The organism is Chitinophaga rhizophila, assembly GCF_019492185.1.
GTDB lineage: Bacteria > Bacteroidota > Bacteroidia > Chitinophagales > Chitinophagaceae > Chitinophaga > Chitinophaga rhizophila.
In genome coordinates, this window is the sequence record NZ_JAICCF010000002.1 from 383,519 (window position 1) to 406,862 (window position 23,344).

Here is a 23,344-nt window from a genome sequence, read left to right on the forward strand (position 1 = left end):
TCACTCACAAAGCACGACTTAGACGCTTTATCGCTTTGCATGCTTACTGCCAGAACTATATTAAGGACGAGGGTCCAACTGGATATTAATTGGCTCATAACCATTTCCCGGTAATATCTCAAACATCATCTCAGCCCAAGGATGCCTTCTGTTTCCGGCAGCTGAAATAAATGCTCTTGAAATAAATACCCTGTGCTGATTCTGAATCCACCAGGTTTGTATCTCCCCGAGTCTCCAGATATCTGTGCCGTCTTCGTGTACTATATTGTACCGGAAACTAACATTACCTCTGAATACAGCAGGTGTAACCCTATCTTCACCGTAGAATACCAGGTACTGATCCCCTATTTTCACGTCATTCCAATAGGAGTCGAAATAAAAATGTGGTACAATATTATTAGCTTCAATCTTTACGTAAATTTTCTGAGGTACTAATACTGCAGAACGGTCGTTTAAATACTGCATAATATAGCTCCTGAGTGCCTCTTTCTTCACGGGATCTTCTATCATCTCATACAGCGGTAACAGGCCATTTTCTCCAAAGTCAATTAATTCTGCATTGTCCAGTGTTGAGCTGCCCTGCCAACCCGTAATATCAATAGTTGGTGTTCCGGTAGTGAGATTAACTGTTCCGAGAATAGCTTTTGAAGGTTCACCACCAACTGTTCTGAAATGAAGCCGCTGGTTCATGTTTGAATTTTTCTCTTCTTCACTATAGCTGTAGTTAAGTCCGGCGGTTATATTAAACAGCTTTTTCAAGCCGACATCAAGACCTATTTCCGAAGATCTTGTTCTTTCACTGGCTATTGACTCAGATTGATACTTTACTTCCAGTTTAGCTCCGAGTATAATGTCAGTCAACACATGGGTACCATAAGCAGCCACTATCTGAGCCGGCGTCTTACTCTGAACATCCGCTACAAAAGTCGGCTGCAGATATTGCTTCAACAGCGCTATATCAGCATTTACTTTTACTCTTTTTTGTTTAATCACCAGGTCATAACTGCTGTAAATAAACTTTGTGTTAAACGCGTCCGTTCCGCTAAACGATGTCTCCACTGAAGCTTTAAATAGTGGCATATCTACACCGGCTTTAACTTTTGTAGATCGTTTTTCCAGGTAAGACTTTGCATTCTCACCAGAGGTCATTAAACCTTCCTGTGTACTGGAAAGATCCCACTCCACCCTGAGCGGTTCGGCATTTTTTAATGCGTCTACATTAATTACTGAAAACTTAGATGCGCTGGAGTTGGCGTATTCTCCGGTTGCATCGTAACCATACCCTAAAAGATCGTTTTTCCCGTCTCCAGCTGAAAGCTGGGTAACAGGCCGGTCTACGCGTTCTGGTTTGGATACCTGTTCGTTCTTGGAGCAACTGGCAGTTGCCAAGAGACCTGCAAAAGTTGCAAGTTTAACTACATGTCTGAATTGCATGAGGGATTGTTGATAGGGTGAAAACTATAGGTTATTATCGGAGGATTTGTTACAATATGTAATACTGATCACCTGACGGCAATATATTGCTACATATAGGATATTAATGTGACCAATTAGTGCTTAGGGAAATCTGAAGTTTTACTTATGGTATGTTTGGGTTTGGGTTTACGTGATATCCACCAAATTTAAATATTTTATTCTGAGTTTTGCAAATAATTTAAGGCTGATCATAACAGCATATATCTACCTGGTCCATTAGCTACCTGCTTTAAAGCAGCACTCCGAACTGATCTTTAATCCTGCATGCTATTAAATTTGCAACCATTGTTAATTAAGCAACAGTTCTTCCATATTACCCACCTTATCAAGTATGCGCGTTATGTTTGTTAGCTTTTGTTACTATCTTCACCCAAGCTGGTCAAGCGTTATTTGTAAGCGCCATACAGGCCGCTGCTGATAACATCCCTTGCCAATGATTAAATATTATAATCAATATCATGATAGATCTATCTCATGCGGAGGGTCAAATTCAATGTGTCGGTAGTTTTCACGACCTTGTCTCCACTCCTTTTTCAGGAAGAATCAATGCCATCTGCTGGAGTCGTCAACTAGCAGGTAATTTCTCAGAGATTGTAGATAAGGTAACTGTAACAGGAAATATCACAACACTTGAACCGGAAGAACTTTGCGCACTTCAGTTGACTGAGCAAGGAGAACTCGCCCGTGAGATCCTGCTGAATGACTTTCAACTGTTGAAAGCACATGGTGCATCGCCAATGCTTAATGTGATCAATTACTATGACCGTGATAACAGTTATCCGTTTTTCCCAACTGATGTTTACTCATTTCATGTAGATCGATCGCCCGTGCCGGTAGACACCTTCCTGTGCACCTATCATGGTGATTCAAGCGAAATATTGCCTAATTCACAAGGCAGGAAGAAAGTACTTATCCCCGAAATACGTAATGAATTAAAGAAGTTATTCGACGGAGCAGCGGAAGATTTTGAAACATTCCTCAGCGAACACTTTTTCGATTTACACTATCAGGCTGAACCGGATGCGCACCCCGTCACGCTGGGACTGGGCCACCTATGGCGCTTAGCGGTAGATCATCCCGGAAGTAAGGTTCTACCATGTCTACATCGTGCCCCCATAGAGAAATCAGGACAAAAAAGATTATTAATGATATGTTAGCCATATACAGGTCTTTATATCATTCCTCTTTCATACCTGTTAAGTGCAGGTCCGGACTAATCTCCGGACCGCTCCTGTCTTTGAAGTAAAGCGCCATTCACCTTCTACACCCCTATTCTTTACCTAATTTGATAAATTAAGTATAAATACCTCTTTTGAAATAAACAGGTAGTCGCAATTGTACCGTACCTTAAATTTCTGGCATCTTTGCTATACAGGACTTAACGCCTATTTATCATCCCTCGATTTTCTTATCTCTAACGCTTAATAACAATCCCAATGACACCATTCACACTTGACGCCAAGTACACATTTGAACAGGTAATGATGACGCTTGCCGCGATCGCATATACCCCCAACCCTTCCGAGATATCACAACAGCTTGCCGTACCGGAGTATGCAACCCAAAACCAATGGAATTTAGTATGGGGGCCGGTATATACCCTCGACGGACTGGATGTGGACAACCTCCTGTATGTCGTAAAATACAATAGCCCCAATAGTAACATTTTCGCCGTAGTGATCAGGGGAACAGTACTGAGTTATGATCTGAGCACCCTGGTAGATCTTTTTGAGGATCTGGATGTCTCTGTTATGGATGCATGGACCTACCCCAATGTACCAGGTGCGCTGGTAGCTAATGGTACGCTAACCGGGTTGGACATTCTTACTGATATGCGGGATTATAATACCGGACAAACACTGCTGCAGTTCCTCTCCTCCCAGCCAGGAAGCGCTGTTTGTGTAACAGGGCATAGCCTGGGCGGTTGTCTCACAACTGTGTTGGCACCCTGGCTGGCCTATCAATTTGAACAATATAATATCAGGCAGCTGGTGGTACCCTGCTCTTTTGCTGCCCCTACAGCTGGCAATCAGGCGTTTGCAACCTGGTATAATCAGGCGTTTCCTGCGCCTACATATCGCTATTACAATTCTATTGATGCTATACCAATGGCATGGAACAATCTGAATGGTATAAAAGCGTTGTTTCCTGGCGGGCCTGCCTGTCCCTGGGCATTGAAAGATCTGATATCGCTGGTGCAGGATTGGCTGTATGTGAGTGATGCCACCTATGCTCAAACAAATGCCGCTGGCAATGCATTGCCTGGTACAGTACTACCAAACAGCTCCTGGTTTGCCAATATGGAGCACCAGCATGATCACAATACATATCTTACATTACTTGGCGCTCCTAACGTGCAATTATCTGTTACTGCAAGTGTATCTGTAAAGCAACATCATCCATCGCTGCTGAAAGCAGAAAAGCCAATCTGAGTATTGGCTCGAAACAATAATTCAAAGCTGTATTAAACGATAACCCCACCTCAAAAGCGGGGTTATCGCTGGTATATCTATACTATCGCATCAGAACTACCATAATAACTACAAATATCCACCTCCTGCTCTGCCGCGGGCACATTAAAACCGTAATAAGCTCTTTGTTTAGTGATGTTTGAGCAATATACACCACTCATCATTGTCACGGGCATAAGATGGTCCTCTATCTGAGAAACAACTTCCTTTTTAGTTATCTTCCCCGTCAGATAATCGACAAATTGTGCTACAACAGTAAACTTCACCTTCTCCATTGTAATAGCAGCGTCGGTTTCTCCTGTATGGCTATCTGCCAGATCAGAATACTTATACACGGCTGGTTGAGGGCTACCTTCAGCTATGAAGGGATTACGAAACACATATATGTCAAAATGATTCTTTCCTCCTAAAAACTCCTCTTTGCCATTATTCTGATCATGTTTGTCATATGCCTGATAGGCATGTATCTGGATACTTTGAAATGGTCCCTGCTGTATATGATAACTCTCATGTTTAATCCTTCCATTCCCTTTGTACAGATCTTTACCAGGTTTGAGCCAGGTTCTTCCGGCAAATCCATTATGTACCAGATTCACATTGAAGTTAGCAATGACATTCCCGTACTTCTTAAGGGCAATAATTGCAGACAGATCAATCTCACCGAAATCCTTGCAGGTTTCCCTTAGCTGTTCCTCTGTCCAGGTATTCTCCTGCTTATACGCATCGCCAAAGATATTGCGGTAGTCATGCTCATTCAATTGTGTAAAAAACCCATTAGGTTTGATGAAAGAGCTTATAACCTCCATTTCATCTGCCAGCTTCTCCCGCAATGCAGAAGCTTTATAAAATTGATATATCGTATCGAAAATATGGTATCCGCTATGGGAAGCCTTGCCATATCCGAAGCAGTAAGGATGGTATTTCTGTGAGATAATTTCATTTGGCAGACGCCACTGGCCATCAGAATGATAAGCCTGAATAAAGTTAACAGGGCAGTTCGTACGCATGGCCACTTCATGAATCTGCTCTTTTACAAACTGAAAGCCCTTATGAAACCGGCGATGGGAATTGACCATAAATACAGTCTCTGCCTTTCTCTGCAATTCCTGATAAGCAGCATACAACGTCTGGTAGTCATCAACAATTCCTTTGGCATTCTCTATATTACTTGTAACATTCACCCGGGTGGTTATCGGTTTATCCATTAATATACTCAGGCTGTTGGCCAAAGCCCATTCAGCGTATGCGCGATGCACCAAAGGCTCAGTGGCAATAATTACCCCTTTAATCTGCTTTTCTCTGACAAACTGTGATAGCCTGGTGCTAAGCTCCGGGGGCAATTGGCTGTTAAAAGGCTGAATCAACCATAGTGCTGTGTCGTGGTCATTACCTAGCGCATGTTGCACAACTGACTGTTCACTTTCCAGGTCAATCACTAAAGCCAGGTTTACATTTTTGAGTGTTCGCAGGGCGGGAAGGTAAACACGCCTTGCATGCGGGCCACAACCTATTAAAATTACATGTATTTTCTCTTCATGATTTTTCATTACGGATAATTATACAGATCATATCTGATCAGGGGTTAAACAATGAAATAACTTATTGCAATGACTCTTTCAGGAGTCGGGATAACACATTATGAGCTAACTAAAAAGGGACAGATTAAAGATAGATTACAGCAGGTCAGCAATTGGACTTCCATTCTAAATCATATACAGCTGGCAATGTAACAGGGATAAAACCGTACAGAAACAGAGAAGGCGTCTCAGCTAATGATGAGACACCTTCCCTTTTATAGTGATTTGTATTTAGTAACCACCGGTAGATGAACTCCAACGAGCAGCTCCATTCTGGTAGATCACCGCATTACCATCATCCTGTAGCACCAGGACGCCGCCAGGAAAACTTGCAGTCCCTGAGCTCCAACGAGGGGCATTATTTGTATCATACAGTACGAAGTTACCATCTCCCTGCATGATAGCACGATTAATAGCCGGATTACCTCCAGTAGAGGAGCTCCAGAGTGCAACGTTGTAGTAATAGAGTACCAGGTTACCATCTGTCTGCATTACCAGTACAAAGCGGCCATCGACAGAACGGAGCAATTCTCCCTGTGCAAGCTGCTGACCTGGCTGCAAGTTGTTAGTACCGCCTAAAGTAGCAGGATACAGGGATAATAATGCCACCTGGTCATAATATGACAGGCCTGCCCAGTTCGCGCCACAGGTACCACCATTCATGATAGAAGAACCATCAGTTGCAGGCGTACTTGGAATAGGAATAGCAGCAGTTTCACCGCTTGGTCTCCAGTTAGTATGACGCAGACCAATACAATGTCCCAGCTCATGTGCCAGCAGCATGGTTAATTGTGCTGTACTTGTCAGGCCGTAGTAGTTTAATGTATATTCAGAGATGTAGACTACGTTAAACGGCTGACCATTAGAAAACGGGAATCCTGCTTGTCCGCAGATACCCAACTGTAAACTGTTCTGTGTAATGGTAATATTCGCGCTTCCGGAGGAGTATACTCTATTCAAACGTAAGCCAGATCCTACTGCATTGTAAGCAGCAATCACATTATCCAGTATACCATTCAGGTTAATCGTGCTGAATGAGCCATCAAGATATACATTAATGTTACGGTAGGCAGGAGCAACAAGATAAGGGGAACGGGCCTGTTCTGTCGTAGGCTTACCGGGCTGCTGTCCGGGTTCTTTTTTGTAGAAAATCAGATCGTGCTGCACGATATAACGGTCAGGAAACTCTTCCACATCAGAAAGTTCATAACCTTCTGCCAGAATCCTTTTCAGAACGGGGTCATTGCTGGAATTTGCAACAGGGGTAGTTGTTTCCGTCGCGTTCTCTTTAGAACAACCGATAGCTAATGAGATAATTAGTGCTAAGTAAAATAGATAATGAAGTTTGCGCATACAATAAATGGTTAACTGATAAATAAAATTTGTCTTAAAGTCAGAAACAATAGCATCCGGAGGGGAGCGTGATTTCATATTGATTTGTAATTGGGTTTTCAAATATGGCGGGTAATACCGTGTAATAACTACGGTTACCATAATAGTATATCTAATCAGGACATGGCACACTGTCCCTGCCGGCGCATCATCTGAGCTGCCGGTAACTATAAGTGAGACACATTACAACAGATAATCTACAGCATTACACTTTGCGGAATAGCATTGTCTCAAATTTATATGTGAATACCTGTATAGGAGTGGAAATACGGGTTACAAATTCAGGGTTCATGAGGGAAACATTTTATGTAAGATAGCGAAGAATCTATGAAATGCAAAAGGGTTTATGCAAATAATTTTCGCAAACATACATAAGTGATTGCCAGTGGCACCTATCCCCTATCCGGTTAGATATCAATGTCAAAATGACATTTCTATATAGCCAGGGCCGCTCCAATGCATAATGACGGCTGGCATATATAAGCATTAAAGGTGTAAGGACATAAAAAAGGCTTACAGACTGCTATTCCGTAAGCTGCTTTCCAAATATCCTTTCCCGGTGCCGCTGCCCCCATTCTGCCATCGCATCCGTTAAATCTTTCAATGTCTTACCATATTCAGACAACGCATACGATACCGCAACAGGCGTTCCTGTGGTTACTTCTCTTACAATAAGACCATTCATCTCCAGGTCTTTCAGCTCTCTGCTGAGCACTTTGCCCGCTATGCCATTGATATCTTTCAGCAACTCAGAATACCGCATCTGCTTAAAACAAAGATGCGAGATAATAGCCACCTTCCATTTGCCACTGAGGATATGTATGGTGTCATCAATAGCTCTCACTCTTTTTGCACAATCGCTATCGCCGGGATATGTGATATTTGACTTCTGCATACACTTTCAGGTTACCTTTTTGTCATTTAGGTGACTTGAATGTCACCGATAGTTTTGCCCACGAATTTACTAAATTGCTCAAACCTTGGTTAGCTTTGTCAAAAATTAGCACAAAATGAGCTTACTGGACGATTTACAATGGCGCTACGCCACCAAGAAGATGAACGGAGCCACCGTACCCAAGGAAAAACTGGATTACATATTAGAAGCGGCCCGGATGGCACCCTCCTCTTCCGGTTTACAACAATACAAAGTCATAGTAATAAGTGATAAAGCCTTACTCGAAAAAATACAAGCACTTGCTTACAATCAAAGTCAGATAACTGATTGTTCACACCTGCTGGTATTTGTAGCCTGGGACGGCTATACCGAAGAACGCGTAAGCGAGGTATTCAATCATATGATGGACGAGCGCGGACTTCCACATAGTACCATGAACGATTATAAAAACACGATCTTAAATCTTTATGGTCCGTTAGGCAAGGAATGGCAGGCACATCATGCGGCCAAACAAAGCTATATTTCCTTCGGACTGGCTATTGCCGCGGCAGCAGAACAAAAAGTAGATGCTACCCCTATAGAAGGCTTCCTGCCCGACAAACTGGACGAATTGCTGCAATTAAAAGGCACAGGGTATAAGAGCACCGTTTTGTTGCCGCTGGGCTACCGTGAGTCTGAAAATGACTGGTTAGTGAATATGAAAAAAGTGCGTACGCCAAAAGAAGCTTTTGTTACTGAAATGACATTGGCAGATGCAGCCTCTTTAAACGAGCTTCCGGCAATGGGCTCCCTGGATAACTTTGCCCAGAAATAAGGTATTACCTCCAAACCGGTGGAAGTCAATTCCGCCGGTTTCTTACTCTCATCATCCCTCTATATCACCCCCTTTTACTCAGACTAAGCGCTCGCTGTATCCGTGGCCTGTTATATCGTTGAAGGACAATAGGATAGAAGTTGAATAGTATATTCAGTACAAGCAGCCACATCGAGTGCAGCACCCCGAACCGGAAAGCTACAAAAACATTAAACCCTGCTACTATAAACAGGATAATAATATGGCCCAACTCAGACTTCTTCGTCTGATTATGCAACTTCGCTAAAGCTTCAGCACCCTTTTCTACCGGATTAGACTTTTTATTGAGTTTTTCCCACCCTACCAGTACTAATAGCTTCCGGAATACATTTACACCTAAAGCTTCATATACCTTCCCACCCCGCTCCCATTGTTTCGCATTGTAATAGGGTGATGTAAACGGACCTCTCAGTGTCTCCGTAAATGCCATCACCAGTAACATCAACAAGAAATTAAGTACCCAGGCAAATGATAAACTGTCCATTCTGATAAAACGGACCAAAGCCCATAAAGCGGCAACTGCTACTAATGGAATCAGAATTAAGATAACGGTTCTTTTCATTGATTTGGGTTGTGATACAGAGATGTTGGCTGATACCCTAAATATACATGACAGAACCGATTTTTAAAAGCAAAATAATACCACCTGACCCAATTCGGACAAGATATCACCTATACGAAATGTAACTTTCCCCCCTGCTAAAAAGAAAGACGGCAAAACAGTCAAGCTGCTTTGCCGTCAGGAATTAGACTATCATCATCAGTTATCAGCTGGGTTGTAGTTGATTAACATGATTGTTTTGCCTGGCCTCCGTTAATGGTGTCTGTAAGAACTTGCCTAACATAATCTCGGCTGTCTGCAAAGCTCCTTCTACCCATCCCTGGGCATCTGAATAGGCTTCTCCGCAGATATATAGTGGTACACCGGATATAGGATAAGTAATCTGGTCTCTAACTTCCCAACTCTTCACGCCAATATTCCAGCTATTCCATCCACCGCCATAGGGATCTTCTCCCCAATCACGGAAAGCAGCACTCTTCACCAACGGTGTATAATCCAGACCATGCATCTGTTGCAGCTGACGAGCCACTTCGGTTACCATACGGCGAGGTGCCTGGTATTCATCCCATGTCTGGTTCAGCTGATCGTCTGGTGCTGCTGTATACCTGCTATTGTTTTGTTGATCGTCATCCCCTATAAAGGGATCACTGATCTTTGCATGTGACCGCCCTGTCTTCCAGGCTTCCGTACGTTTAGGTCTCAGCCCATCCCAGAAGCCGATATTACTGCCATCATCATAACTGGCCAGCAACATCGCTCTGCCATTTACAGCCGGCGTACCATCGCTGTTAGGCCAATAGTAAGTTTGCCTTACCGGCAGATCAGTAACTGAACGTCCTGATTGTACCGGCACAAATTGCCCGTCTGCGCTTGTAAAACCAGCTATTCTCCACCAGGGATTAGCATATGTTGTGAACAGCTTAAACAACGGCCGCGGCGTTACACTGCTGATCAGTGGCTGAATCTGTTGTAACTGCGGACTACCAGGCGTAATCAGATCCAACGCCCTACGGGGCATTGCCAGGATCAGTTTTGCTGCTGTAATAGTCTGTCCGGTATTGAAGTTGAGCGTAAACTGCCCGTCCGTGTACTCAAAATTACGTAGCTGATGCTCCAGCCTCACATCCCCTCCGTCCTTCTCAAATAGTTCTGCCAGGGCAATAGGTACCTGCTGGAAACCATTGGTAAAACCTTTGTACTTCGGAGAAATGCCGAAGTCAGACAGGTACCAGGGAATGGCATCGCTCGCGTTCCAGTTGATCAGTGTCGAATCATAGCCTCCGGCATCCATACTGAACTGGTATCCTTCGCTGCTGATTACCCTGTACAGCAGGTTCCAGAACCCCCATTGATATAGCGGTACTCCGTCAAAATAAGCCTCTCTGGTCATCTCACGACGCTCTTCCTCTGTCAGCCCGGGATTGGTAATACCAGGTACAATTTGCTCTATTGCATTGACAATAATGGCCCCCGGACCATTCCCCTTTTCCAGGAATGACATATTATAGGGTACTTTATCCGGACTGGTCACAAAGTCAACCAGGCGCAGGTATTCGCCTCGCAGATAAGCCAGGTTCTGCGGTTCATCTACCGGAAAATCATAAAGCAGGATCTGCTCTGCAGGTGGTAATGCTGCATTCAAGGTCTCAATAAGGCTGACAATCAGTTTCTGGTTGTTTTCCAGTATCCGCATGCCTCCCAGCTCTGCTGTCATATTAGGAATTTCGGGTGGTTTTACTGACAGTAAACGTCCACCAATATGATCGCTGCCCTCAAATACCACGATCCGCTGATCAGGGAACTGCTTCTTTAGTTTCCAGGCACTATATACCCCGGAAACACCGCCACCGATGATGGCAATATCAATTTGTTCGTTTTCCATAATGATAAGGGTTTTAGAATATAGAAGGAATGTTGGTTGGTATATATGCGTTACCTGCGGATAATGTGGTCGCCTTCACTGTATCCTCGTGTACATAATCCAACACAGGTTGCTTGCTGTATTGGGCAGGAATGCAGTCTGATGTAGATGGAGCTGCAGGGGTACTACCGGCGATCCTCATGTCCAATATATAAGAAGTGGTTTGAGTAAGTACATGATCAATACCTCGTTTGATAGCTGCCTTTACCGCACCGGGCGTTTCTACAACTTCTCCATGCTCTCCGCCAAATGCTTTTGCAAGGGTCACAAAGTCCAGTTTTGGCCTTTCCAGACGCAGATACGGAGGATCAAGAGATTTAGGCTTCCAGCCATATCCCGGGGCACTGCCATAGGCATCTACTACCTGTTGTAAGCCAAGTTGCAGGGTATGATATTCCTGGTTGTTAGTGATGATATAAAGTATAGGCAGTTGCTCATGGGCAGCCGTCCAGTATGTTTGTGGATAGAACAGCGAAGATCCGTCTCCAACTGCATTTACCACCAGCTTCGTACCAGTACCTTGTGCCGAGACATTCTCCAGTTTGATACCCAGTGATGCCGGCATTGACCATCCCAGTGAGCCTCCTGCCACGCAATAATAGCTGACCGGTTTAGCACCATTTGTACTGAATGGCAGATAATATTGGAATGGAGCGCCATCGGATACTGCTTCATGAACATATACGAAGTTGTCAACCAGCTTTCTTTCCTCAATCTCATCTTTCAATGCCTTTGCGATAACCACTGACCATATTTCTTCCTGCTCCATAGCCTCAAGCAGATAAGCGTCCCAGTCTGCCGTTCTCTGTTTGGACAACAACTGCATCTGTTCATTTCTGGCTGCAGCCCCTGCGGGCGGCGTAGCTTTGATATAGCCGTTCAGTAATGGCAATGTAGCCTTAATATCGCCGAAGATGGCTGCTTCTCCGTAATAGTTCTTTGCAATATCCCAGGTGTTGTTAGTGAGATATACCTGCTTCAACTCAGGCGGGAACAACGGCCCATCGGAATACTTATAGACTGCCAGTTGGGCCTGTGCGCCAAATCCGACCAGGAATGCCGCATCATGATCTTTAAACACGCCTTGTACACCTGCCTGGCTACCGGGCAATTCTCCCTGCCAATGATAATCGTTATTAGGAAAGTTAGCTAAACTACTGAAGCTTTGTAATACGACGGGTGCGCCCAGCAATGCTGCCAGCTCCTGCAATTCCGTCCATGCATCCGCATACCCTACAGCGTCGCCAGCCACTATAATAGGCCTTTCTGCTGCTGAAAGGATACTTGCTGCCTGCCTGATAGCCGCATCATCCCCTGTAAAATGTGGAGATATACGGGTCACCCCTTTGATCTTGTCCTCATCCTCAATAGCCACCATCGTAAAGTCCCAGGGTATGGATATAAACACCGGGCCATTCGGTGGTGCCATTGCTTCCTTGAAGGCACGTTGTAATACCATGGGAATCTCATCCGGTGTACGCACTTCATGCGCCCATTTGGTATATTGCCTGGCAAGGTCCACCAGGTTAGATGCCAGCAAAGGCTCTTGTGTAACCAGCTCATTCTGTTGCTGACAACAAAGAATTACCAAAGGTACCTGGGAACGGCATGCATTAAACAGGTTACCAATGCTGTGGGCAATACCTGGCGTAACATGAACAACCATCACACCTGGTTTACCGGTCATACGGGCAGATCCCATGGCTGCTCCGATGGCAATGTTCTCGTGGAGACATTCAATGTAGCGTACCTCATTCTCCGGATATGATGTACCATCTATAATAGGGATTTCGTTTGTTCCCGGCACACCAAATATGTAGTGGATACCGAGATCTTTCAGGATGTCAAATACATAGTCGCGTGTCCAGCGTGTAGTCTGGTCGAATGCATGTTCGATCACATCCTCACTGGTCTGGCGCGTTGCCTGCGCCAATTGTTGTGTTGTCATATGATGGAGTTTTGGAGTCTGGTTACTCAGAGGATACTTGTTGTGGAATGTTGTTTTGGTATAATGAATATGGTGTCGTTATGCTGAAGGGCTCTCATTCACTGCAATCATGCTTTTAAACACCGGTTTTCCTGGGATTGTTCAATGCGATCTGAGAAATTTAAAAAAATAATTCCGGGTGTATATACCATATCTGGCCATCTTGCTCTATCCTGCATCACGTCTTTTAATCATTTATCAAAAAACATATATGCGTTATCGCTACGGATAAACAAACTTTTACGTGACTGTCTATCCAGGACGAGATAGCAGCCAGCTTAAAACAAAGCAGGTGTCACAAAAGTATTTGCGACACCTGCTTTAATTCGTTCAATGCATCTAAACGTTAAACATAATCTTTTCTTTCCACTAATCTCTTGCCTAACTCTCTTCCTAATGGCGTCAATGAATAAATCTTCATAGGACTGCCGTCAGGATTTGTGTATTCATGAGATGAATAGACCAGATAACCATCTCGCTGAGCCAGATCAAGCAGATGATTGAAGAGCAATAAACCATCAAAATTGTTAGCTTCTTCTTCCTCTGTAAAGAAGAACGATTTAAATTCCGGGTAAGGAGCGGGGTTATAAGCTTTTCTACTCCAGAACTCATGTACAATGTCATTTTGATTAACAAAAAACTTCATATGGATGGGGTTTAGTATAAATTTAATCATTTAAATCCAACATGCCTGGAACAATCAGCGGGTGTTCCAAACTTTAACACATTTATAAGTAACTCACGTTATCCACACACTGTTAGCCTGAAAAACCGTTATCCACCAACTGGATAATACCTGTTTTTCCGTCGCTATCCACATCAACAGGTAACAGGCAAATTGAAGCGCCGCTCAGGTTAAAAATCATTGAATAGGCCTCAACCTGATATCGCTTTGATATCCAGTCCAATACATCACCAAGAGGTCACTAGAAGGTCACCTCAATATCCCGGGGATATTGAAGTGACCTTCTAGTGACCTTTTAGCGAAGGCGTGATGACGAAATAATATAAAATACAGGCATATAAAAAAGCCTGTTAACAAGGACAATTATAAGACCCCTCGCGCCGCAACCAGACCGGTATACCTATTACCCTATACCTGGTTACCGCCTTACAGTGCGTCCATACCGCATGATGGTATCCGGGGCGTTACGGGAGCTTATACTCAATCAGTCTTTTGTCATGGAATTGAGCATCGGCGTGGTAGTCCAATATCTTTAACAGCGAGAAGCAAGGGCTGTCGCCTTCCTGCGGCAGCATCGAGTACTTTTGGAACATCATGTGCTTTTTGTCCTGCGGTGTCAGCAATATTTTATACCATAGCGCGTCGAGGTAATATATTATGTAGTACAACCTGTCATTTTTTACCCCTGCAATCTCATATAAGGGCACGCCATTTTTTCCCACTTTAGGCCTTATCGGATTATCGTCCAGGTCTATAGCATCGAAACGCAATCCGCATTTTCGTTGTACCAACCACCTGACCGCATACTCATGGTAAAGCACATAGGCAGCCGGAAACGTCTCCCCCCGCTCAATCCAGTAAGACAGTGGGCGGTCAGTAGTGACACTGTCTGATGGAATAAAATCTATAATCCGGTGGACATTTGGCTCCACCGGAGGATATTCCACCACCCCATTGCGTATATAAGGGGGTTCTGTATCGTACGTTTTAGATTGACGGATCACTACGAATCCGCTTTTCTGAACGATTTGTGGGCAGGGCTGTGCAAAGGCCAGCATCGGAAGACTAATACAGAGATAAATGATGAATATTTTCATGTCACGTGTTTTAATATACACCTTATTAACACTTCACAGTGCGTCCATACCGCATGATGATATCCGGAACATTACGGGAGCTTATACTCAATCAGACTTTTGTCGTTCAATTGAGCATCGGCCTGGTAGTCCAGTATCTTTAGCAGCGAGAAGAAAGGACTGTCGCCTTCCTTTGGCAGCGGCGGGGACATGCCGAACATCATTTGTTTTTTGTCCTGCGCTGTCAGCAATATTTTATACCATAGTGCATCGAGGTAGTATATTCTGTAGTACACTCTTCCCTTTTTTACCCCTGCCATCTCATACAAGGGCACGCCATTTTTTCCCACTTTAGGTCTTGCCGGATCATGATGCAAGTCTATAGATTCGAAAATCAGCCCGCATTTTTCTTTTACCACCCTTCTGAGCGCACGCTCATAATAAAGCACATAAGCAGCCGGAAATACTTCTCTCCGTTTAATCCAGTAAGACAGTGGCCGGTCAGTAGTAACACTGTCTGATGGAATGAAAAACATAATCCGGTTGATATCCGGCTCCACCGGAGGATATTCTACTACACCATCACGTATATAAGGACGCTCTGTATCCTGCTCTTTAGATTGAGAGATCACTACGAATCCGCTTTTCTGAACTATTTGCGGGCAGGGCTGTGCGTAGGCCAGCATCGGAAGACTAAGAAAGAGATAAATGATTAATATCTTCATGTGACATGTTTTAACAATTAGTATGAACGGGAGTATTACTTAACCTGGAATGACAGGTTACTACGCATCCACTTTTCCTTAAACTTTGTGAGCAATCCTTTACAATGTCCAAAAATGGGATGCATACAAGCTGGAATGTGATTGTTCTTTTTATATCAGGGTAGTTCATTTGCAATCCGACCATTTGTACCACCCTCCCCATGTTGATTGTCACCTCCACGAACGTCAATGTCCTTGTCTTTATCTGTACCATAAGGCTTGTTAGCACGTTGAATCAATGTGATGATATTCTCATTGGTAAGCTCCCCACCATACTGAATTTCACCACTGTTGATATTGAAGTTGAGCATAATCCCACGGTCTCCATGGATCAGTCCCAGGTTATGTCCAATCTCATGCATCCAGTTTGTCATGAGGAACTTTTTGTTATCCAGTCTCACATGCCCATTAGGTGTCGGGTATCCGTTAGCAGCAATATAGTTAGTAACATTTTTTTTCAGCCTTATCATATTAGCGTCAGAATCTGCGAGTCTGAACTTGTACCCATCCGGCATCTGGTAGTCTTTATCATTTTTCACTGTATTGCCCATTGATACCCATACAGAGTTGAGATCGAGAAACTGGTCTTCCTTCGATTTTGCGTTAGCCGCTTCCAGGTCATTGGTTTGCTTCGCAGAGAGATTGAACTTTACATATACCTGCTTGCCGTCAATTTCTACAACACGTGCATTCCCTGCATTGTTGAAGATGGTAAGGACAGACTGCAATGCATCGGCCTCTTCGCCAGACAGGTCATAGTAATAATAGTTGGCAGTAATGACATAAGGATCTTCCTTTGTACCGCTACCGGATAGCTTACCATCTTTGCCATCAGGATCTACATAAGAGATAGGATTATTAAAAGCAAAGTTATATGGAGAGATAGCGCCGTACCTACCCGCATGCGGATCAATACTGTGGAAGCGGCCAATCTGCGGATCATAGATCCTGGCTCCGAAATCATATATCTGACTGGACCATCCATCATTGAACTCTTCACTGTGCAACTCTTTGCCGTTGAACAGATGCTTGTTCTTAATATAGCTGTTTCGTAATGCGCTGGCACTAATGGCAGCCATCTCTACACCATGCGGATAATAGTGGTGTTCCTCCGTCAGCGGACCACTGGTATGGGTAATGACGAGATTATCAAAATACACATCCACAGCGCTTTCATTACTGGTGTAAATATAGAGCCACCCTGTTTTCTTCACGGCCTGTTTATTCAGTACCAGGTTTATCAACTGACCTGTAGAACCCTGCACCTGCCTGACGCCAGAGTTTTCAGGAACCATATTAAACTGATCATCAAAAAAGACATAGTTCAAGTAGGCTTTCGGCTGTACTGACTGGTTCTGTGCGGGATTAAGATTCTTCACAGCATTGTATATGTTACCATCAAATACCGACAACGGACTTGTACTTCCCGTGGCTTCATGTACACCGTCCATCAGAGATACACCAGTCATGGCTTGAAGGAAAGAAGTAACGATGGACTGTGCGTTATTCACCGATTGCGTAGCGGCACTGTTCTCGTAGTATCCTTTACAGGAAATAGCTACAGTATCGCCTGCCATTAACCGTAATATCTTGGAAGGGCCGATCTTCTGTCCTGTGGAGCCATTTGTTCTGGCTACATAAGCGTTTGGATTGGTGGTGTTATCGGCCGGGTATGAAGATGGTTTAGCACTGCGTGTATTGTCGATATTACTGAACAATGCATTTTCCTGTATACTTGCAGCAGTTTCCATAGTAGCAACGTATATACCAGTATCACTTCTTGTCGTCAGGACCATACGTGTGTTACCTAGATGGTCTTTGATGAAATAATCATACGCGAATTGTACCGGTTGATTGACCTTGTAAATCGCTCTGATTCTACCTCTGTCATGGGTGATCTCCTGCAGCGTATCTGATCCACCAATGGGCGTACCATTGTAATAGGTAAAGCCATTTGCATAATGAGTAACAACGGTACGCGCTGTATTACTGGTATCTACAACGACCTTGGCCAACAGTCTCCCGTCTCCTCCACGTACCCAATAGATATCACCGCGATGTTTTACCCGCATGTAGGTAATGAGGTTGTTATGGTCATAGGTAATGGTATCAATGTCCTTGTTACGATCTCTGGCCATATTTCCGTTAGGATCCTGCCAGTAGTCCTGCGTCTCATTGTTCACGATCTCCTTGAAGTCTCCCAATGCCAAACTGGGATCGTTGACTTTGTCTGTGACGTAGTACAAGCGGTTACTGTTACCGATGTATCCGTATTTCAGACTATCGATCGTCTTTTTGGCCAGTCCATCCATACCCCGTTGTTTCATAGTGAGCATATTTCCGTTAGCATCATAGCTTATGCCGCTAACGGAGAAGTCCATTTTATCCTGCGCCCAGTTAACGGTACCTGCGTTCTGTTGACTGAAATAAGCGCCAGAAAGACGTTGAGACGGATCATAACTAAAGCCGTAAGCACGTCCGAGCCCATCTCCTCTCCCCTTCCACTTAATACCGGATATATTGCCGGTGTATACTGAACTATCAAAGCCTTGTTCATAGCTGATGTCCATACCGAACCAGTTGGAACTGCTACCTGCAGTATTTGCATAGCCCCGGTTGATACCCCGGTTCCAGCCACGGATGTTATACTCGAAATGAAGGGTCTCTAATTGTGACGTTACAGATGGGTTTAACCTTTCCTTCAGCCGCTGACCAGTCTCATTATAATCAATCACTGCAATAGCCCTACGTTGTGCCCAGTTATTATTCAGGGTGATCACCAGCGAATCCAGTTTACCTGCTCCGTCATAGTGGAACAGGCGATGTACAGTTGTTTGTGGCGTTGTAACAGATCCTGGATTGGTATGCCTGAGATAGGTAGCCAGCAGCTTGCCTGAGAAGTCATATACTTTGTTCAGTATGTCCTTGCCTCCACCATAGTTTTCTTCAATTGTCTGGATCTCTCTACCGCGATCATTATAATAGTAGGTGGTAGTTAACCAGATACCTTTAGTAGCCAGCCACACGCTTTGACCGGTCATTTTGCCTTTGGTACGTGAACTGGGACTGAGGGGCATAGCTTCACCATAAGGATTGTTTCCGATTCTTGTATTAGCCAGATCGGTGGTTACATAATTGCTTTTACCCGGGAAATTGTAGTTATCATAATAGATCTTGTGTTGGGGCAGCAGGTTAGCCGCCGGAATCCAGGGAGTAGCATTATCCGGATCTCGTACCATAGAGGTATCCATCAGCGCCTGCATCTGCTCTCTGGTACCTCCGTAATAGCACATATTGATGCCGGCAGGCCGGTTAATGGAGTCGTAGAGATACGCCTTGGCCATACCCATTCTCTTGAGATTTCCCGTTCTGCTAACGACCATACGGTCCCGGCGGTCATATATCATCTCTATAGAGTCTGCGCCAGGATCTTTGCTGATAATGAGCCGCTCGCGGTGATCATACCGGAATATGAAGGCCAGTTCCTGCGCCATCACGGGACTGATCACCCAGCTGCCACGGATAATCTCTACCAGTCTCGGAGGTATAATAAAGGCAAGTTTTCCGTTTCTGTTGAACACCTGATAGGTACAATGCCAGCCCATGTGTGCTGTACCGGGCGTATAACTGCTTTGTGTTTTCTTAAGTATAACCCGGCCCATCTTATCTTTGAACTCTACTGTCTGCATACCATCTTCCCCGATTAATACATCCTTGAACAGTGCTCCTGGAGGATATACGGTCGTAGATACAGGTAGTAGTGCGCCATCACCTATTACATACAAGCGCACAGAGTCATTGGCAGTATTGACCTGGTATCTGGTAGCGATAGGCCGGTTGCCGCCTTCCAGCGCCCAATTGTTTCCCTGAGCGAAAGATTTGAGCGGGCGGCCGCCGGGAGCCTGCTCAAATTGCATACGGCTGTAGTAGATCTGTTCCCCTGCTGCAGATGGATTCAAGATAGTATCCTGGTAGAAGGTCCGCTGTGCAGCAAAGGCATCCGCTTTGAAACTGCCGTTGCTGGCGTTCCCGGTGGTGTGCGCATAGGGCAGGTAACGTAAGTATTCCATACCGGATCTGTGATACAAAAAGGGCGTGACAAAGTCCCTGCCATCGGGGGTAATACCTTTCTCCACTACCTGTAGCTTTCTGCCTAAGCCATCCTGGTATTCAGTTGTCTGCCTTACTTCAGCAGGCGTTCTCGCGGATGATCTGATATAGGAAGTATCATTACTGGCGATGTTAGGCTCCCAGATACGGATAAAGTTGATAGTTGTATTGGTGTAGTTAGGTGGCAATGCGACAGGGGTAGCCTGCTGTCTTGCTTTTGTACGTGGTATATGTTGTGCATTACAAACCGGGATGTAAAACAGTCCGGCTAGTATGCTGCCTAGTATTACTTTGATCATACAGAGAACTTGTTAGTTAGGGGTTATTGGTTGACGGGCACCTGGAGCTTTATATCATATATCTTCTGATAATTGCCGTTCCAATCCCGCGTAGCAATGAGTTGTCCCAGACCATTAAAAGAGTACAGCGTAGTCATTCCTGCAGGATCGGTCTCACTGGTAACCTTTCCATAGGGAGAAAATGTTTTTGTGATCACCTGCACAGATTTGCCGGCCATTGCCGTGCGGATCTTATTGAGTTCTGCACGTAAAGCAGCATCATCGGCAGGCGCATCAAGTACGGATTGGTTTACCAGTGCGGCGACTTCGTTATATGTGGCCCCGGTGATAGTAGCTACCGGATATTCTCCGTTGTAGCCCCAGAGGTACACTTCTTTCACATCAGTGGTTCTGCCCTGCTGGAGAAGGTTGCCTCGGGCGTCAAAAGCATCGAAGGTGAGTCTTTGTTCCAGGGCCTGATTGGACCTGATCATCCGCTTGCCTAGCGGAGCAATCATTCCATTATAAAAGCCAAAGTCATTACGTTCTTCATAAGTTTTTATATTGCCCCGGGTAGTGACAGCTCCAATTACCTCTGATATAATGTTACGCGCGATCATTGAATCGTAGACGGTGGTGCCTGCATAATCCCGTGGATAGGTATATGTTGTTCTAAGCACTACATTGTCGCTGCCAGCTACCTCTTTACTGGTAACCTGGGCGGATACTGAGTCATAGGTATAGACCGTCCGCATACCGATACCGGCACCTGTCAGTACATCATAAGTACTATCGGTACTGGCATTGAGCGTAGGCCAATACTGCAATGTCTGAAACATACCGATGCTGAATGACCAGTCTGCACCAGTGGGACAGCCGTTGAAGAAGCTGTTGGAGGAACGCTGTATACCGCACTTTGCACCCCATACCCACCGGAGGTTAGGCGATCCGGCAGTGTTATTCAGATCCCATTCATTTGTTGTACTTCTGAGCAGGTTTCCGGCACTGTCATATATGCGTTTGGAAAGCAACAGGCCCCGAAGTTCATCATAAGAGGTCCTTGGGATGTAAGGGTATCCTACACCACCTCCATCCATCAATCCCCGCAGGGTATAGTTGTACACTTCGCTCCCGTTCTCGGCATTAGGACCGTATTCAGCTACTACCCTGGAATAGCCGATAGGACTTCCCTGAGTACGGCCCAGTGCTACAAGGCTATTGCCATAGCGTGCAAATACCTGCCAGTCGCCACCTTTAGCCTGGGGAATACCATCACAGTAGAAAGCTGAATACGTCATACCGGCATACTTTGCCTCATCCAATAGCACACCGGAGGAGGTGGAGTCATTTAACTGGTAATGGAAGCTCACCACCTGGTCAGCGGCATGGTTGATACCATCATAGGTTGTGATACTTTTCAGGCGTGTGCCACCTGCTATTTTGCTATAAATAGCAGGCGATGTGATGTAATTCCACTTATAATAGTTTAGCGAAATAATAGCCTTTTCATTTAAGCCTACCCTTTCAGCTATTAACCTGTAATATCTTCCTCTCTGTAGATAGATATCCGCCGTTCGCGTTACGCCGTTAGAGGTTCCTGAAGCCCATAGCACATTGAAATTGTCATCCGTCACAAAGACTGTTGCGTTGGGATCAGCAGGAATCAGGCCCGTGAGGAAGTAGGTGATAGTCTGTGCATATCCGGGAATATCCGGCAGGAAGAAACGGGTAGTATCGCTGTATACAGCAGGTAGTGAACCATCATTAGCTTTTGCCTGTACAAGTGCAGGAACGGCAACAGAGTCAGGACGTACCGGCTTGTATAAAGCCGCGTTCCTGAAGAAGGAATACCTGTGAGGCTCGTAGGTAAAAGTTCTTACGCCTCCGGTAGGATAAGTAATAGTGGATAGTAGCCCATATTGCATAGCTATTGAGTCGGGCTCTCTGTCAGCGCCTGAATAGGATACACCGCCCTCAGTCATTGCCGGGATAAGTGTAGTATTGCCATTCTTACCGTTATACAGCCCCCAGTGATCCAGTGCATAACTTCTTCTGGAAGGCATGGCATCCGGGTTAATATAAGTAAAGCCGGTTGTCATAGAATCAGTTCCACCAACTTCCACGAAGCTCTGGAGGAACAACCGCCGCTTTAGTACATCACTGGCAGCGCTACTGGCATAGAACTGGTTAAATCTGACCTTCTTGACAGGAGAATTGATTGTACCACGGGTACTGAATATATTGATCTCCCGGAGCCGGGACTTGTTACCGGTATTAACGTCTGAACGATCCATTGCACTGACATATTCTACTCTTCCGCTCTTGAAAGTAATATGACTAAGCCGGAAGGAATGGCTTGTCTGATGGCTGTAAGTCCTGGTAGTACTCTCACTGGGCGGCCGTTGATTATTACATCCTGTAGGCTGTCCGGCAACGGAAGTATAGCGTGTTTCAGAGGGTATATCATCTTCGTTATCAAATGATGCAGCAGCGTAGGCAAAACGGATAGTATCAATCCTGTTAGGAGAAACGATACGGCTCAGGAACCAGGCACTTTTACAGGTGAAGTTGCTGCCACCATCACCAGGAAGCGTTTCTACGTCATAAGTGGATGTTTCCGCATCATTGAACTCATACCGGATACCATCTTCAGTGGTAATAACGAAGCCGGTAGTTATACTTCCTGACAGCTTCCATGGCTTGTAAGGAGAAAAATAAGCAGCGCCTGTCCTGTCAAAGAACATCCGGGCACTATGCCTGCCAAACTGAACGAAGTAAATATCGGGCAGCAGATCTAACCTGCTTTCACCGATATCTTTCTTGTTGCAGGTAGTCAATGAACTAAGCCAGCTGTATGGATTGAGCGTAGACCATAACGGCATGGACAAAGTACCCGCGGCGGCAGTATAGCCCATAGTAGTCAGTTCATCAGGTCTACCCACAACAGTGCGTACAATTGCGCCGCTACCGTTACATTCCCATCCGGTACCTACCCAGCTACCCTGACTTTGAACCGGTATCCCCCCGCCGGCAGTATAGTCTAGTGAAAGAGGAAATTCAAGACTACCGGATTTAATCTGATATAGGGGAAAGTTCAGCTGCGCCTTACCATTGTAATAAGATACAGGAACATCTACAACACGCACCATGCCTGCTGCGTTCTTACTACCCTCGTACATCTCAGCGGGAGTGGTCATATCGAAGACAGTAGAAGTTTGCGCAGAAAGTACATCATAGAACATGACCACCAGGAACATAGCGATGCCCCAGCGCCATCGGATAAATAGCTGCATAAAT

The 23,344-nt window shown here is 45.0% G+C and carries 15 protein-coding genes; 3 read left to right on the top strand and 12 right to left on the bottom strand.

Going from position 1 to position 23,344, the window contains the following annotated elements; all coding sequences use genetic code 11:
• Positions 1-60: 60 nt before the first annotated feature.
• Positions 61-1,434: an MAC/perforin domain-containing protein gene (locus K1Y79_RS10500; protein WP_220249972.1), complete on the bottom strand. Its 1,374-nt coding sequence runs from the start codon at positions 1,432-1,434 to the stop codon at positions 61-63.
• Positions 1,435-1,934: 500 nt separating this feature from the next.
• On the opposite strand from K1Y79_RS10500, the gene K1Y79_RS10505 reads away from it, so the two are divergent.
• Entirely contained in the window at positions 1,935-2,633 is a 699-nt protein-coding gene (locus K1Y79_RS10505) for a DUF1826 domain-containing protein (protein WP_220249973.1), read from the top strand.
• Between the two features lie 279 nt (positions 2,634-2,912).
• A complete protein-coding gene (locus K1Y79_RS10510; protein ID WP_220249974.1) occupies positions 2,913-3,908 on the top strand; it encodes a lipase family protein in 996 nt (331 codons plus the stop codon).
• Between the two features lie 77 nt (positions 3,909-3,985).
• Here the strand turns inward: K1Y79_RS10510 and K1Y79_RS10515 are convergent, their stop codons facing one another.
• The 3 genes from K1Y79_RS10515 to K1Y79_RS10525 form a co-directional block, all read right to left on the bottom strand.
• Positions 3,986-5,494 carry a Gfo/Idh/MocA family oxidoreductase gene (locus K1Y79_RS10515; RefSeq protein WP_220249975.1) on the bottom strand — a complete coding sequence of 503 codons (1,509 nt, stop codon included), beginning with the start codon at positions 5,492-5,494 and terminating at the stop codon, positions 3,986-3,988.
• 261 nt (positions 5,495-5,755) lie between these two features.
• A complete protein-coding gene (locus K1Y79_RS10520) occupies positions 5,756-6,877 on the bottom strand; it encodes a M57 family metalloprotease (RefSeq protein ID WP_220249976.1) in 1,122 nt (373 codons plus the stop codon).
• Positions 6,878-7,439: 562 nt separating this feature from the next.
• Complete coding sequence (locus K1Y79_RS10525; RefSeq protein ID WP_220249977.1) at positions 7,440-7,811, bottom strand: winged helix-turn-helix transcriptional regulator; 372 nt, start codon at positions 7,809-7,811, stop codon at positions 7,440-7,442.
• 115 nt (positions 7,812-7,926) lie between these two features.
• Between K1Y79_RS10525 and K1Y79_RS10530 the strand changes: the two genes are divergently transcribed.
• The gene (locus K1Y79_RS10530; protein ID WP_220249978.1) at positions 7,927-8,625 is read left to right on the top strand and encodes an NAD(P)H-dependent oxidoreductase; all 699 of its coding nucleotides are present in this window, start codon (positions 7,927-7,929) and stop codon (positions 8,623-8,625) included.
• Positions 8,626-8,689: 64 nt separating this feature from the next.
• On the opposite strand, the gene K1Y79_RS10535 is transcribed toward K1Y79_RS10530, so the two are convergent.
• The 8 genes from K1Y79_RS10535 to K1Y79_RS10570 form a co-directional block, all read right to left on the bottom strand.
• Positions 8,690-9,226 carry a glycosyl-4,4'-diaponeurosporenoate acyltransferase CrtO family protein gene (locus tag K1Y79_RS10535; protein WP_220249979.1) on the bottom strand — a complete coding sequence of 179 codons (537 nt, stop codon included), beginning with the start codon at positions 9,224-9,226 and terminating at the stop codon, positions 8,690-8,692.
• A gap of 205 nt (positions 9,227-9,431) precedes the next feature.
• On the bottom strand, positions 9,432-11,108 hold the full coding sequence (locus K1Y79_RS10540; protein WP_220249980.1) for a flavin monoamine oxidase family protein: 1,677 nt from the start codon (positions 11,106-11,108) through the stop codon (positions 9,432-9,434).
• A 13-nt stretch (positions 11,109-11,121) separates the two neighbouring features.
• A complete protein-coding gene (locus tag K1Y79_RS10545; protein WP_220249981.1) occupies positions 11,122-13,095 on the bottom strand; it encodes a thiamine pyrophosphate-binding protein in 1,974 nt (657 codons plus the stop codon).
• A 385-nt stretch (positions 13,096-13,480) separates the two neighbouring features.
• Positions 13,481-13,780 (bottom strand): hypothetical protein, encoded by a 300-nt coding sequence (locus K1Y79_RS10550; RefSeq protein WP_220249982.1) that lies wholly within the window; start codon positions 13,778-13,780, stop codon positions 13,481-13,483.
• Positions 13,781-14,283: 503 nt separating this feature from the next.
• Positions 14,284-14,916 carry a hypothetical protein gene (locus tag K1Y79_RS10555; RefSeq protein ID WP_220249983.1) on the bottom strand — a complete coding sequence of 211 codons (633 nt, stop codon included), beginning with the start codon at positions 14,914-14,916 and terminating at the stop codon, positions 14,284-14,286.
• Between the two features lie 71 nt (positions 14,917-14,987).
• Complete coding sequence (locus tag K1Y79_RS10560; protein WP_220249984.1) at positions 14,988-15,620, bottom strand: hypothetical protein; 633 nt, start codon at positions 15,618-15,620, stop codon at positions 14,988-14,990.
• Positions 15,621-15,775: 155 nt separating this feature from the next.
• Positions 15,776-20,068 carry a DUF6443 domain-containing protein gene (locus K1Y79_RS10565; RefSeq protein ID WP_220249985.1) on the bottom strand — a complete coding sequence of 1,431 codons (4,293 nt, stop codon included), beginning with the start codon at positions 20,066-20,068 and terminating at the stop codon, positions 15,776-15,778.
• A 23-nt stretch (positions 20,069-20,091) separates the two neighbouring features.
• Positions 20,092-23,340: an RHS repeat domain-containing protein gene (locus tag K1Y79_RS10570; protein WP_220249986.1), complete on the bottom strand. Its 3,249-nt coding sequence runs from the start codon at positions 23,338-23,340 to the stop codon at positions 20,092-20,094.
• Between the last annotated feature and the right edge of the window lie 4 nt (positions 23,341-23,344).